The organism is Paraburkholderia sp. EG286B (assembly GCF_040965655.1).
Taxonomy (GTDB): domain Bacteria; phylum Pseudomonadota; class Gammaproteobacteria; order Burkholderiales; family Burkholderiaceae; genus Paraburkholderia.
On the sequence record NZ_JBFRCF010000061.1, the window covers coordinates 1 to 12,954 of the forward strand.

17 protein-coding genes and 1 pseudogene are annotated in these 12,954 nt (G+C 59.8%); 7 read left to right on the forward strand and 11 right to left on the reverse strand.

What is annotated here, in order from left to right:
• Positions 1-461 precede the first annotated feature (461 nt).
• Complete coding sequence (locus AB4Y42_RS42670; RefSeq protein WP_368697704.1) at positions 462-770, forward strand: hypothetical protein; 309 nt, start codon at positions 462-464, stop codon at positions 768-770.
• A 425-nt stretch (positions 771-1,195) separates the two neighbouring features.
• On the opposite strand, the gene AB4Y42_RS42675 is transcribed toward AB4Y42_RS42670, so the two are convergent.
• Positions 1,196-1,510 carry a hypothetical protein gene (locus AB4Y42_RS42675; RefSeq protein WP_368697705.1) on the reverse strand — a complete coding sequence of 105 codons (315 nt, stop codon included), beginning with the start codon at positions 1,508-1,510 and terminating at the stop codon, positions 1,196-1,198.
• A gap of 194 nt (positions 1,511-1,704) precedes the next feature.
• Positions 1,705-1,902 carry a hypothetical protein gene (locus AB4Y42_RS42680; RefSeq protein WP_342954278.1) on the reverse strand — a complete coding sequence of 66 codons (198 nt, stop codon included), beginning with the start codon at positions 1,900-1,902 and terminating at the stop codon, positions 1,705-1,707.
• Between the two features lie 626 nt (positions 1,903-2,528).
• On the opposite strand from AB4Y42_RS42680, the gene AB4Y42_RS42685 reads away from it, so the two are divergent.
• The gene (locus AB4Y42_RS42685; protein ID WP_368697706.1) at positions 2,529-2,819 is read left to right on the forward strand and encodes a hypothetical protein; all 291 of its coding nucleotides are present in this window, start codon (positions 2,529-2,531) and stop codon (positions 2,817-2,819) included.
• 227 nt (positions 2,820-3,046) lie between these two features.
• Here the strand turns inward: AB4Y42_RS42685 and AB4Y42_RS42690 are convergent, their stop codons facing one another.
• Positions 3,047-3,319, reverse strand: coding sequence for a DUF1488 family protein (locus AB4Y42_RS42690; RefSeq protein ID WP_368697707.1), 273 nt, complete (start codon positions 3,317-3,319; stop codon positions 3,047-3,049).
• A 430-nt stretch (positions 3,320-3,749) separates the two neighbouring features.
• Here AB4Y42_RS42690 and AB4Y42_RS42695 point away from each other — a divergent pair, with 430 nt between their 5' ends.
• From AB4Y42_RS42695 to AB4Y42_RS42705, 3 genes are all read left to right on the forward strand, one after another.
• Positions 3,750-3,950: a hypothetical protein gene (locus AB4Y42_RS42695; protein WP_368697708.1), complete on the forward strand. Its 201-nt coding sequence runs from the start codon at positions 3,750-3,752 to the stop codon at positions 3,948-3,950.
• The gene (locus tag AB4Y42_RS42700; RefSeq protein WP_368697709.1) at positions 3,947-4,159 is read left to right on the forward strand and encodes a hypothetical protein; all 213 of its coding nucleotides are present in this window, start codon (positions 3,947-3,949) and stop codon (positions 4,157-4,159) included. The genes AB4Y42_RS42695 and AB4Y42_RS42700 overlap by 4 nt, the downstream gene beginning before the upstream one ends.
• A 119-nt stretch (positions 4,160-4,278) precedes the next feature.
• Positions 4,279-4,578, forward strand: a complete 300-nt coding sequence (locus AB4Y42_RS42705; RefSeq protein ID WP_368697710.1) for an H-NS histone family protein — start codon at positions 4,279-4,281, stop codon at positions 4,576-4,578.
• Positions 4,579-4,926: 348 nt separating this feature from the next.
• On the opposite strand, the gene AB4Y42_RS42710 is transcribed toward AB4Y42_RS42705, so the two are convergent.
• A complete protein-coding gene (locus AB4Y42_RS42710; RefSeq protein ID WP_368697711.1) occupies positions 4,927-5,184 on the reverse strand; it encodes a hypothetical protein in 258 nt (85 codons plus the stop codon).
• A gap of 206 nt (positions 5,185-5,390) precedes the next feature.
• On the opposite strand from AB4Y42_RS42710, the gene AB4Y42_RS42715 reads away from it, so the two are divergent.
• Both AB4Y42_RS42715 and AB4Y42_RS42720 read left to right on the forward strand, forming a co-directional pair.
• Positions 5,391-5,615, forward strand: coding sequence for a hypothetical protein (locus tag AB4Y42_RS42715; protein WP_368692795.1), 225 nt, complete (start codon positions 5,391-5,393; stop codon positions 5,613-5,615).
• Between the two features lie 797 nt (positions 5,616-6,412).
• A complete protein-coding gene (locus tag AB4Y42_RS42720) occupies positions 6,413-6,640 on the forward strand; it encodes a hypothetical protein (RefSeq protein ID WP_368697712.1) in 228 nt (75 codons plus the stop codon).
• Positions 6,641-7,220: 580 nt separating this feature from the next.
• On the opposite strand, the gene AB4Y42_RS42725 is transcribed toward AB4Y42_RS42720, so the two are convergent.
• The 7 genes and pseudogenes from AB4Y42_RS42725 to AB4Y42_RS42755 all read right to left on the reverse strand — a co-directional run.
• Positions 7,221-8,195, reverse strand: coding sequence for an NAD(P)H-dependent flavin oxidoreductase (locus tag AB4Y42_RS42725; RefSeq protein WP_368697713.1), 975 nt, complete (start codon positions 8,193-8,195; stop codon positions 7,221-7,223).
• Positions 8,196-8,350: 155 nt separating this feature from the next.
• Positions 8,351-8,734, reverse strand: a complete 384-nt coding sequence (locus AB4Y42_RS42730; RefSeq protein WP_368697714.1) for a BON domain-containing protein — start codon at positions 8,732-8,734, stop codon at positions 8,351-8,353.
• 35 nt (positions 8,735-8,769) lie between these two features.
• Positions 8,770-9,915, reverse strand: coding sequence for a porin (locus AB4Y42_RS42735; protein WP_368697715.1), 1,146 nt, complete (start codon positions 9,913-9,915; stop codon positions 8,770-8,772).
• A 74-nt stretch (positions 9,916-9,989) separates the two neighbouring features.
• Positions 9,990-11,627, reverse strand: a complete 1,638-nt coding sequence (locus tag AB4Y42_RS42740; RefSeq protein WP_368697716.1) for a 3-(methylthio)propionyl-CoA ligase — start codon at positions 11,625-11,627, stop codon at positions 9,990-9,992.
• Entirely contained in the window at positions 11,624-11,860 is a 237-nt protein-coding gene (locus tag AB4Y42_RS42745) for a DUF1289 domain-containing protein (RefSeq protein WP_368697717.1), read from the reverse strand. Before AB4Y42_RS42745 ends, AB4Y42_RS42740 begins: the two co-directional genes overlap by 4 nt.
• 13 nt (positions 11,861-11,873) lie before the next feature.
• Positions 11,874-12,710 carry an SDR family NAD(P)-dependent oxidoreductase gene (locus AB4Y42_RS42750; RefSeq protein ID WP_368697718.1) on the reverse strand — a complete coding sequence of 279 codons (837 nt, stop codon included), beginning with the start codon at positions 12,708-12,710 and terminating at the stop codon, positions 11,874-11,876.
• Between the two features lie 2 nt (positions 12,711-12,712).
• Positions 12,713-12,954 (reverse strand): annotated as a pseudogene (locus tag AB4Y42_RS42755) (MFS transporter); the annotation flags it as partial.

Genomic DNA, 12,954 nt, shown 5'->3' on the forward strand with positions numbered 1-12,954 from the left:
TGCCCTGCATCAACAAGCCCCGGTCACGATGCGTTGGTCATTTCCGCGAGTTCTTTTTTGCTCTCGCGTCACGCCGCCTCTATGTGACGCCGCCAGATTTGCGCGGATTTAGACCGCCATCGACAAGAGCTGGAAGGGCGACCGTCATCAGCAAAAAACAACTGCTGAAGACGCGTTAATGCTGAGCCAACTTCCATTGCAAAAAGCGCCAGCGCGAGTGCGCTGGCGAGGGGGCCGATCCGATCGTTCCGCAGCGACCAGACCGTAGAGAAGAGGATACGGCAGAACCCTGCTTCGAAAGGCGCGATCAGGGATCATTTCCCCTACCTTTTCAATGTTTGGGGCGATGTACGGAGCGGTGGATGGGGCACCTGCGCCGCGCGAGCGAGGCCGAAATGCTATCGTGGATTTAGCTCGAGTTTTCCAGTAACTCCAACAAGCCAGCGGGAAGTGGTGCCAAAATGGAGAAGCCAAACGGGGAACGCTTTCGCGCCGGGCACACTGTGTCAAACCTGATTGATCAGGAAATCGCACATATTCGGCACGCGATAGCGATATCACTGAGCGGACGGCTGACTGGTCCAGCCTTTCCTGCGAGTTACTGGCGCAATCGTCTGCATAGCCTGTTTGATACCGGCCATGTCAACATCAGTCAGTTGGGCGAAATCGATAGCCTGCTGCTAATGCTCGATCTGCAGGAACTGAACCTCGCCGCATCCGCTTGCGCGTTCGCGGCCAGGAAAGATGACGGTGAGATGGACGGCGGCTGAACGCGCAGATAACTGGAGCGCCACAAAACGTCTTTCAGCTGGGATTGGTCAGCTGGCGTTGAAGATGGTCGCAGGAAGTTGGTTGGAGGCATACCTGGGCAGCCGATGGCTATCGCCCCGTCAGATTCACACGTGGGCCGCAACGGCGCTGGCGAAAGCGTGCCCGAGCCCAACCTCACGGTGCTGTGGTCGCCTGCGCCGCAGGCATTTGTGACGAAGGCGGTTGACGCGCGGCGTTGGCGAGGCGGAAATCGCGTTGGCTGTGGAGGCACTGCACAGTGCGGCTGGTTGCCGCGCAACGATCCCGCAAAGGATCTACAAAACACTTGAAGGAGAACGCAGGATCCTGTCGAAGACGGATGCATTCCGGCCGGCACGGGTCCAACTCCCGACAAGAGAAAGAGGGGATCATGCGGGCCGCCACGCTATTCCCGAACGGTCACCCGTCTGTTCATCGATTTCGGCGAGTCGGGCGTGCGGATACGGTTCCCACTCAGGCTGCGGTTCCCTGATTCTCCACGAAGTGCGTCCAGACGGTCCAACAGGACGTGTGCCTCGTCCAGCAGGGTTGCAGGCAACCCCGAGGCGCCTCGCACACCGTTGATCCGCGCGCGCCAGTAGTCCGGCGACATGACTGGCACCGAGTTCGCGGAACCGTCCTCAGAAAGCAGATGCTCGAGCTGCAAGATCATGGCGCGGATGTGAGCGAGTTCCTGCGCCAGATGGTCGTTCGGATGCATATGCCTCCATTGCGATCGATGATGCGCGCCCCGCGTGGAACGCGCATGACCGATGGCTGCAGTCGACCGGTCAAGGTTCATCCGGCCTGCAACATAACCCTGGAATCGACTGCAAGCGTAGCCACGGCGATACGCGTGACATGACCGCGTCCGGCCAGTGCGATTCCGAAAGGAGGTTTGCGGGCGATTGCTGCTCAGCGTTTTCCAGCGACCGCCTGAAGGACCGAGTCACCGTCAAGGGTAAGGCGTGGGCGTTGGCCTCCGGACGCAAGCTGTTCCAGAGCGACCAGCTGGCGTTCCAGCAGGGTGTCAAGCTCTTCGCGGTCGAGATCAATCTGCTCGGGTGCGGCCTTGACCAGCATCAGGGTTGCGAATTCGTGAGGGCTTAGCATTTATGTGTCTCCGTATTCTCTCTGGATTAGACGTTGCCTGTGTAGCATCTATTACCGATGGCGCACCAGAACGTCAGAATTGGCAATTATTCCAGGTCTTTTTTGCCGACCTTGCGAATTCGAAGCCTTCAAGGCCGGAACCCAAATGTTAATTCGGAAATCGATGCGTAACGAATGAAAAGAAAGTATGGAGCCCCATCCTTGATAGAGCACCTGGTTGGACGCATTTGCATCGCGACGCGACCCGCATCCGATGCGCTGCTGGACGTACATTACCTTCGCGATAGTGTGGGTGGCACGATGGTGCATCGCGAATAGTCAGACCATGATTCAGCTGGTGGAAAGCAGTCACCCGGCGGTTCGTCGCGGCACAACGCCCCCATGTAATCTGCAATTTCAAGCCGGCAAGGTTCGATTTAAATGGTAATGCTTTTTGCAAATCTCTCTATGTCGAATGGGCGACAATGACGCGGGCATCTATTTGGTCGCGAAGAGAGTGGCGGCAATATAATGTTTCACATGCAGCAGGTTTGGCAAGCATGCGTTTTGCGCGTCGCAGTGCCTGGAAGCGCACTGGCATCAGTGCTCCCTGCCGAAACAGCACACAAGCTGAGAGACCTCCACCGATGGCCAATACATCTGAACGTTCAGGCGCAGTGACGAGCCTGACTGTGCAGGCTGCTGCCGGTCAGTTGAGGATTGTTCCAGTATGGCAGGCCATTGGCCCGTATGCCGCGTACGCACGACGGGCCAGGGTTCATTGCAGCAGCAAGCACAACGTCGACGAAGTGACGGTTATTTTCGTGGCGGTTTCGACTTCGGATCTGAAAGAAGTCGCATGGCGGCTGAATGCGCAGTCCTGGGTCGTGGCAACCTCGCTTCACGTTTTCCCTGACGACTCTAACGTTACCGGGTGAGGGTGCTCGCCTCCTGCCCAGGAACGCGACCACGTACTGAAGGTCGGCAGACCGGATGCCCGGACCTGATCGGTGCAGTGCGATCGTGCCTCTGACGCGGCGCACGCAAGACGTCAGCACCATTGCGGCTGGTACGAGTGGGCACGGGGTCTATCGGGCCTTATACGCGGCCGGGCCCGACGCCCGGATGCAGCGGAAGGAGTAGCCAGCGTGCCAACTTGCAGGCCTCAGCGGCGCGCGAAGTCTGCCGGCGTCAGCTCGAGGCGTGTCGCGGCGGGACGGGCGAGCCACTTCCGTTCGGCTATCGCGCAGATGCGGCCGTAGCCATTGCGAAACGTCTTGAGGATGCGGGCGTCACTGGCGCGTGACTCGAGCCAGAAATGCGCTTCCAGTGCCGCGATCGTGATCACGCATCCAATCGTGTTGTTCTGGCGCACGAGATAAAACTCAACGCCGAGGCGATTGGCGAGCACCTGCGGTTCAAGTTCGGCGGTTTCCATAGGCGGCAAGGATAGCGCTCTGGATGAGGTCACAATGATTTTTGCACATGTTATGCGTTTCGGGTATCGGCGCAGTGAGTATGTTGTACCGTGGTGCGTGCCGCATCCGGCTGCGGGCAAGGGAGGTGTCCTTAGTGCCGTTTGCACCTGACTGCCGGTGCAGTTGGCGCCGACGCGACTCAAGCCAGGTTACGCGCCGAGGCGTTGGAAGGCGAGATCATCTGCTGGAGCACGGCGGCGATGTGCGTATGAATATCAGGCAGCCGGCAACAAACTGACAAGCGAAGAATGCGACTGATTTCGATTTCGTAATTCAGGGATCCCTTGTTTTCTTGTTATTCAGCTTCGATAGGATCGGTTGTCGGCAGCGCTTTGTAGATAAAGATATGCTTCCTGCTAAAGTTCCCTCGAATTATCGGAGGCATACGAAATGGAAGCGGACGATCTGCAGGCCGCGTACGATGCTTACGTCACGGCGAAGGGGAAATTCGAAGACGAGTCGAATGCAATAACTCGGGGAGATTCAGGCGACGTCGAATTGCTTGTGCAGTTGCTCCATGTTCTCAACATTGCCCAGCATCGATTCTCGGCTCTCGCCGCGCAGGTCACCGTGCAAAGCAGGAAGTCGTGACATTTGCGCTGCAGATCATCTTCGCGTCGGGCAATGACCCTCCGGACGCCAGGGATGTCGGGTTTGCGTTCGCCGCCGTGCGCAAGCCGTTTTCGGCCGAACAATTGCGCGATCTCATTGAAGCGTCAATCAAGCAGCAAACGGATGGCGAGTCGGCGTTGAGGGCCCGCGGTGCCTCGTGGGGGACAGCACTGCCAGATCTGAATTAACTGGCAAGGAATGGGATGCAATAGAGACGCGTGTCGACTTCGCGAGAGAGCAAGCTCGCGATCGCACTGGAACGCGTCGAACTATGATCGTTATGTTTAATAGACGACGGAGGCGAGTCTTGGCGACATTCAGGGAACTCAAAGCGCAAATGGCTGCGCTCGAGGCACAGGCGACGGCAGCACGGGCGGCAGAGTTCGAGGAAGTGCTTGCGGACATCCGGGCCAAGGTCGCTGACTATGGATTTACGGAGCGGGATATCTTTGGACGCAGGCGGGGCATGCGTGCAACGTCCTCTGCCGGTGTCGCACCAGCCAAATATCGCGACCCCAGGAGCGGAGCAACGTGGTCAGGCAGGGGACGCGCGCCTAACTGGATAAAAGATGCGAAAAACCGCGACCGGTATCTGATCCGCGACTGACCGTTCGCAGCGATACGGCGCCCCGGTTATGCCGGCCGATGCCGGGCAGGCCGGCGATTGGAGGTTTGCGGGCTCACCGGAGCGTCAGGGCGCAGTGTAGTTCACGCGTCGCGAGGTGCCCTTCGCCGCAGCAGGCTCGTTGCGGTAGTTGTCGTCGATCCAGCGTTTTGCCCATTCAAACGCGCGAACGCTTCTTGTCTTCGGGAACAATCCGATGTGGCAACGAGGACGTCGCTCGGGTGAAGCTGATTGTTGCGCTCGTGCTAGGATTTCCCCAACAGGGGAGGAAAAGCGATGGCAGTACACGCTATAACTGCGGTTCGGATGGACGGAAATTCGCCAAGGGTCTCACACGTGCTTTGGGGCCAGGTGTCCGTGAGTGGAGAACAATTTGAGGTCGCTCCGCACCCATCGCCTGTAATCGAAGTGGTGGATGCACTGGCTAAGGGCGACACCGTCGTAACAGTCTTTCCACTGGATGGACAGCGTGTCGCCGGGCCAGAGGTCCGACGCGTTATCGACGAGGCTGGACGCGAAGGCATTGAAATGGTGGTCGCTGATTCCGATGCGGGTCGAACGCTCGCGGACCTGCCACGGCTTGATCACGAATAGAGCGCTAACCGGGTCGGCTCCATCGGGCGCAGTATCCCCGCCCATGTACTGACGCACTTGCCTTGAGTGATTCGGTCCCCGTCGATGGGAATGCGGTTACCTGTTCGGATACGTCCTTTGATGCCTATCGCGGCTCGGAATTTGCGCATCGGAGGACATCCATTGGTAAATCTTCCCGCCGGCGGGAAAGGAATTAAGTCATGAACGACCGAACCATTTGCATAGGCGCACAGGAATACAAGGTGACCGCTGTGTCGAGCGGTCTGGGACGCTGGATTGCGCGCATCGTCCACACTGACCACGCGGCATGCCCGGCCACCATGGAGGTTGCCGATATTCAAGGTGACTTCGGAACGGTTGAAGAGACCCTTGATTCCGGCGTCCGCCTCTGCAAGCACATGGCGAAGCGTTTCGCGGTGCAATAACTGCTCAAAGGCACCACACGCCTGTCTCAGATGAACACGCTTCACCTCCCGCGCAGTCGATGCGCTCGATCTCCGCGATGATCAGAGCGTTGGCTCGCGCCTCGGTGTCGATGGCTTCCACCATAGCGCAGGCCATGGACACAGAAGGGTGTTGTGAGGCACTGAAAGGCTTCGAACGCGTAGCAGGCAGCGGCGAGTGCCATGTCGCCAGGTGGGTTCTGATCGTCTTGCGTGGCCGCCTTCCACCTGCCGCGCTCGCTCGGCTAGCACATCGCGCTCTGCGTCGCTCATCCTTTGCGCAGGTTTGCCAATAGTCTCTGAGCTCAACTGCGCGACCGCACCTGTGGGTAAGTTCGCGGGAGTTTCCAAACCTGCACGCTCGTAAGGCTGCCTGGGTGTAGACTGAACTGGCTCGACGGGTGCTGCTCCCACCAAGAGGGACGCATAGCCATTGTTGCCATCCCGGGCGTGCGTCGGCACCTCATAAGGAGGTGGCAACTCGTCGAGCGATGCCTACCTCGCTGCCAGACCACATCTTGCCCAGCACAGTGGGAAGCTCAGTTCGACGCGATCCGCACCAGCTGCGGCAGCAGGAGCACCGGGAGCCGCGTAGAGCGGCGCCAGAATCGGAAGCAGCGCGCGCCAAGGGCACGTCTCGGATATGGGGTGTCCTTGTCAGCCCGGTGCGGGAAGTCGATTTCAGCACATGTATAGCATTGTGCGGACGCTTGCATTTTGTGCCGCGCATGTTATTTGCGCATCGCCTTTCGTCATGCGAATACCTTCCGGAGCCAGCCATGCAATTCATTGTTCGTTCTTGCCTGATCAGCACGAGCGTAAGCATCCGTGACGGGAGAATTGTGGCCAATGCGAGAATCTTCGTTCCGGCGTCAGATGGTTCACTCGAAGACGATGTTCACGACCTCTGCTTCGATGAAAATTTCATCGACGAGAATGAGGCTCTGGCTTTTGCGCTCGAGCGTGCAGTGGGCTGGGTTGAAGGACACTGTGTGAGCGAAATGTAGTCCGCGCATATCTGCCCGTGCCCGCATGATCGAGGCGTTCTTTGCAGCGTGGCCCGCGCTCAGTGACCCGGCGTCGAAATGCGGTGGCTCACTCCGAGCGCATCAAAAAAGTCACTTCGCCTCAGTCCGTACTAAAACTGACACTTCGCGTCGCCGCTACGAGCGCGGAATCTTCAGAGGCCTGATCTGCACGGACGCAGTTTCGTCGAAAAACGCAGCCCTATCGCTAATACCTGTTAGCGATAGGGCGGCAAAAAATTTTTTGCGTCGCGAAAGTTTGTTCGACGCCTGGTCCATGTCGGCTGGCCCGACGTGATGGGAATCTTGGGAGGCCATGACGCTTGATGGGCCGGGATGCTCAGCGGTGTTACAGGATGTTCGATTAAAACGCGATGCTACGCCGCGTGAGATCGCGTCCGTGATAGCGGTCACAGCACGGATCTATCAGGAGGCGGGAACAGTATCCGTGACCAAGTTTACGCTGTTCGCCGCATCCACCGGGTGTATTCGCTGGCGTTCAAGGAGCAGTTCGCCAGTTGGCAGGTCCAGCCCACCCGTACCGCGCAGAACAGGTCGAATGTCATGCGAGTCCTTCCGTGAGCGGTTCGGCGAATGGCGATGGTCGTGCAGCCAATTCAGACCGCGCCGCATCCAGTTCGCGCGCTAACTGCACGATCAACTCCGACGTCGGCAATACGTCTGTAATTGCGCCGACTCCCTGGCCGGCGGACCAGATGTCCTTCCAGGCGCGTGCCTCGTGATTGAGTTCTCCGCCAATATCGACCGCGCCCTTCTCCGGCAGGTTTTTCGGGTCAAGACCGCAAGCGGCAAGGGATGCATTCAGGAAGTTCGCCGGAATGCCGGAGATGGCAGCGGTATAGGTGATGTCGTCCGATTGGCTGGCGATGATCATCTGCCGGTATTCGGTGGCGGCCCGACTCTCACGGGTATTGATGAATCGTGTACCCATGTACGCGAGGTCCGCGCCCATGAGCATTGCCGCCGCCACGTCGCGACCGGTGGAGAGACAACCCGACAGGATGATGGTACCGCTGAAGAACTGACGCACTTCGTGCACAAAGGCGAAAGGATTGCGCGTTCCGGCATGACCACCCGCGCCGGCGCAGACGAGGATCAGGCCATCCACGCCTTTTTCGGCAGCCTTTCTGGCGTGCGCGATTGTGGTGACGTCGTGAAACACCGATCCTCCATAGGCATGCACAGCATCGACGACTTCCCGCGCGGCGCCCAGCGAAGTCACCACCAGTGGGACCCGGTGTCGCACGGTAACATCGAGATCCGCACTCAATCGCGGGTTGGTCTTGTGGACGATCAGATTGACACCGAACGCGGCGTCGTCGGGGCCCAGTCCGGTCCTGATCGTATCCAGCCATTGCGCATACCCCTCGGTGGTGCGCTGGTTCAGGGCAGGAAAGGTGCCGATCGCTCCACTCCGGCAGGTCGCGATAACGAGCTCCGGCCCGGATACCAGAAACATCGGCGCGGCGATAACGGGTAACTTCAGGTTCTTTCCCAGTGCGGCAGGAATTGTCATTGCGGAACTCCGAGAATGAGTTCGGTTGATAGAAATGGGTTGGGCGTCAAGCGTCTGCTCTGCCATCACATCGGTCCCTGCCGGATCGACGTCAAGCCCGACGTGATGGCGCCGCGCTCTCGCACCAACCGGCCAAAGCTACCGGCTGGAGATAGTTACTGCCCGCCAAACGGCTTCTTGTCCGTCAACCTGTTGGTGACGGATGTGACACCCGGAACGCCTTTCGCGATCTCGCTCACCTTGTCGATCTGCGATGCATCGACCACGGTTCCGTCGAGCGTCACTGCGCCGCCTTTCGCGATGACGCTGATATTGCCAGCGTTGATCTCCTTGTGCGTGACGATCGCGGAGTAGACCTTGCGGCGCAGCGCGCGATCGGCTTTCCGGATGTCTTTCGCCGTCGTGCTGCCGGAGCCCGCAACCGCGGTTCCGTTCGAAGCGGCGATCGCGTCGCTTGCACCCGCCTGCGCCCAGGCATGAACCGATGCCGAGGCGATCAATACGCCGCGCGCGATCCCGAGCGCCCAGTTTGTTTTCATTGCATGCTCCACTTGTTGTCTGTGTGTGCGTGGAATCAGAAGCTGTGGCGGATACCGACCATCGCCGCCGTGGTTGACCTGCCTTCCGGAACGGGCGCACCGTAGGTGATTGTCTGGCTCATGTTGCCGCGGTTGTTGACATAGCCGACCTGCGCGTAGCCGAGGGTGGTTTTGGACAGGTTGTATTCGGCGCCCAGCGCAAACTCGTTCGATTGACTGGATGAGTGGTTACGATCCTTCAGGTAATAGAAGCCCGAGGTGACCTTGAAAGTCGGGCTGAACTTGTAGCCGAGCCCCCCGGAAATCATCTCGAAGTTGGCGTGGCCGCTATTCGAAGGGTTCTTGCCAATGCTGTATGACGTCGACACGGAAAAATCGTGGAAGGTGTACTGCGCGCCCAGATACCAGAAGCGGTTGTTGGCCAGGCCGGTCGAGGGCGCCGTGACGATTGTCGTGGGGCCGGTCTGCTTGAATGGATTCGTGTCGTGACCGTTGTAGTAGACAGCTGCCAGGTTCAGGCCATAGTTCGAATACTGCAGCACGGCGGACTCGCGCGTGCCGCCCTGGAACTGACCCGGAACGCCGCCGGGCGCATACTCGAGCGCAAGCGACGCGCCATAAAACTTCGGCGACCGGTAGACGATCGCGTTGTCGTCGTACAGCGCGCCGATCGGGCCGTTCGTGCTGAGGCCTTGCCAGCCCGCGGCCTGGTTCATGCCGAGCCATGCGGTCAGGATACTGCCGAAGTACTGGGCGTTGCGTACGTCTGTATCTGCCATCGCATAGATCATCGGCACGATCTGTCGGCCCATGTCGATCGTGCCGAACGGGCTCGACACGCCCACCGTCGCCTGCTGATTGAACAACGCTGTGGCGCCCGGCGTGTCGGCCAGCCCGGGTTTGCCGTTCGAACTGTTGAACGACCCCTGCAACCTGAAATTGACCTTGTAGCCACCCCCGATGTCTTCGCTGCCCTTGAGACCCCAGATGCTCGAATAGATCCCGCCATCCTTGAGCTCATAGACATGGCCGAGGTTCACTTTCGACTGAAAGTTCGCCGCATTCGCGCTCTGATACAACAACCCCGAATCGATGACGCCATACAGGGTCACCGATGACTGCGCGTACGTCGTGCCTCCCATTGCAGCCAGCACAGCTGCCACCAACCACTTCAGTTTCATTCTGTCTCCTGTTTAGTATTGCTAAGTAACCCGTAACGACTTCCATCGCTCGATACAAAGAATCGACCCGAACATCAGACCAGCAGATAGTCCTGAAATGCTTCGCGCAACTGGTTCTTCAGCACTTTGCCGGTGGCACCCATGGGCATCGCCTCGATGAACACGACCGCGTCCGGCGTCCACCATTTCGCAATCTTTCCTGCGAAGAACGCGAGCAGCTCCTCCGCCGTTACCCGTGCATCGGCGCGCTTCACGACGACCAGCAGCGGTCGCTCGTCCCATTTCGGATGCCTTGCCGCAATGCAGGCCGCGCTTGCGATGGAAGGGTGCGCGGCAGCGATATTCTCGATTTCGATCGAGCTGATCCATTCGCCGCCCGACTTGATCACATCCTTGCTGCGGTCGGTGATCTGCATGAAGCCGTCTGCATCGATCGTCGCGACATCGCCGGTCGGGAACCAGCCGTGTGCATCGGCGTCAATGCGCAGCGGATTGCCACCCTCGTTGCGGAAGTAGTTGCGCACGACCCAGGGCCCGCGCACGAGCAATTCGCCCGAAGTCACGCCGTCCCACGGCAGTTCGTGCCCGGTCGCATCAACGATTTTCATGTCGACGCCAAACACCGCGCGTCCCTGCTTCGACTGCACGGCGCAACGCTCCTCCCGGGACATCGTCAGGTGCTTGTATTTCATCGTGCCGATGGTGCCAAGCGGACTCAGTTCGGTCATGCCCCACGCGTGCAGGACCTCCACGCCGTACTTCTCCTGAAGCGTGTGCAGCATCGCGGGCGGGCAGGCTGCGCCGCCAATCACGGTGCGCTTCAGGCTCGAGAATGTCCGGCCTTTCCGTTCGAGATAATCCAGCAGGCCCTGCCATACGGTCGGCACGCCGGCCGTGAACGTGACCTGTTCGGTTTCGAGAAGCGCGTACAGCGAGTTGCCGTCGAGTCCCGGGCCGGGGAACACCAGTTTCGCTCCGACCATGCACGCGACGTATGGCAGGCCCCGCGCGTTGACATGGAACATGGGCACTACCGGCAGGATCACATCACGCGCCGAGCAGTTCAGCGCATCCGGCAACGCCGCGGCCCAGGTGTGCAGCAGCGACGAGCGATGCGAGTACAGCACACCCTTCGGGTTGCCCGTCGTACCCGACGTGTAGCACAGCGTACAGGCCGTATCCTCGTCGAAATTCGGCCATATGTAGTCAGACGAACTTCCTTCGATCAGGTCTTCGTAGCACAGCAGGCTGGCGATGCTGGAGTCCTGGGGCAGGTGTGCACGGTCGGTCATCGCGATAAACGCCCTGACTGTCCTGCAGCGGCCCGCGATGGCCTGGACCAGCGGCAGGAACGTCAGATCGAAGAACAGGTACTGGTCTTCCGCATGGTCGACGATGTAGGCGATCTGGTCCGCGTGCAGGCGCGGATTGATCGTATGCATCACCGCGCCCATGCCGGAGATGCCGTAGTACAGCTCCATGTGCCGATAGCCGTTCCACGCCAGCGTTCCGATGCGGTCTGACGGCTTGACGCCCAGGCTGGCAAGCGCGTTGGCCAGCTGACGTGTGCGGCGGTGGCAGTCGCGGTACGTATAGCGATGGATGTCGCCCTCGACCCTGCGTGACACGATTTCAGTATCGCCATGATGGCGATCCACATGCACGATCAGCGAGGAAACCAGCAACTGCTTGTGCAGCATCAATCCGTTCATTCTGGCAGTCCATTCTCTAAAACAGTGGAGTCGCGGCGCGGCGTCACACGGCACGCGGTTGTGGGTCGGCGGCGTTCGGCCGCCGCCGCGACTTCGGCCTTCTGCTGGCCAGTCATCCGATCCCAGAGGCCAATCTCACGGAGCGTTCTCCAGCACCCCTGGCAGAACTGACCGTTTGCGTCCATCCGGCAAATATTGATGCAGGGATTCATGACGGGGTCGCTTCGGGTCATATGGCGGATCCGGTTAGATCACGACGCCGCCCTTGGGGCTGATCACCTGGCCTACCAGGTAGTGATCGCCAGCCAGGTAGGTCACCGTCGAGGCGTATTCCTCCATCGTGCCCAGGCGTCCGGCGGGTATCAGTTGCCAGAACTGGTTGCACTTTTCCTCGCCTGCGGCCTCGAAGTATTGGGTGAATTCAGGCGTGGCCACGCCGCCTGGCGCCATCGCGTTGACGAAGATGTTGGCGCCCGCCACCTCGGCGGCAACTGACTTCGTGAAAGCAATCACCGCACCCTTGGTCGCGCAATAGTGCGGACTGTGCGCGCTCATGGCCGACATGCCGGCGATTGAAGCAATATTGATGATCCTGCCGTCGCGCTGCGGCTCCATCAGCCTGAGCGCTTCGCGTGTGCAGTAGAAGAGGCCGTGCACATTCACATCCCAGTAGCGATGCCACTCCGCATCGCATATGGTGCTGGTAAAGCCCAGCGACTGCCGCGGCACCGGCGTGGTGATATAGGCGTAGTGCTGGTTGCGGCGTTCGCTATCGACCGACGTATTCGGCACGAGCGCAGCATTGTTGACGAGGATATGCAGCGTGCCGAAGCGCCCGGCGATGGCGGCAAACAGCCGGGCGACTTCGCTGCTCGACGAGACATCGCAGCGTAGCGCGAGACACTGCGCGCCGGCTGCTTCCACCGCTGCGCGCGTTGCTTCGAGCGCTGGCATGTCGATATCGCAGATTGCGACATCTGCTCCCGCGCGGGCCAGGTCGATGGCGATGGCGCCACCCATGCCGCGACCGGCACCCGTAACAAGGGCGATGCGCCCAGCCAGATTCTGACGCTTGTTTTGCATTCTCAAGGTCTCACGGGTTGAACATTTTTGGTCGAGGCAACGCGCTGCCTGCCTGAGGCGCGCGCCGCAAGGGCGAACCACAGGGCCGAGCTGATCGCCAGCACGTCGTTGACGAACAGGACGCCCGTCAATGGAGCGGCGCTGCCTGCCCGCTTCAGATGGTCAGCCAGCATGCCGATGACCACCGTGCCAATGGCGAGCGCAAATACATTGATCAGCAACATCGTGAAGCCAGTCACCGTCG